Source organism: Corynebacterium sp. HMSC074C01 (assembly GCF_001814605.1).
Lineage (GTDB): Bacteria > Actinomycetota > Actinomycetes > Mycobacteriales > Mycobacteriaceae > Corynebacterium.
Window position 1 is genome coordinate 1 of record NZ_KV817230.1, and the last position, 356, is coordinate 356.

Below are 356 nucleotides of genomic sequence, written 5' to 3' on the forward strand. Positions count from 1 at the left end.
ATTTGTAAAACGAGGAGCGATTGAGCTTTAACACGTGGCACATCCGCTTGACCGAGTACTCGGTTCGGTGGTCATCGACAAACTGGAAGCGGATTACCAGCGTGTCTCTTCGGCAAAATACTTCGCGGCCTTGCGCAGGATGTCGCGTTCTTCACGAAGCTTTGCGTTTTCTTTTTCTAGCTGGCGGATCCGTTCAGAATCAGTGGTCATTTGGGCCTTGTCACGCATGGTCTTCGTGCGGGCACGTTTGCCGGTGCCGTACTGCTTAAGCCAGGAATAAAGTGAGGAGCGATTGACTCCAAGCTCTGCTGAAGCCGCGTGAAGTGAGAGGTCCTCATTGTTTTCGTAGAGGGCCA

1 pseudogene is annotated in these 356 nt (G+C 52.5%); it reads right to left on the bottom strand.

Annotation, left to right across the window (positions count from 1 at the left end):
• A pseudogene (locus HMPREF2978_RS00140) lies at positions 1–356 on the bottom strand (IS3 family transposase); the annotation flags it as partial.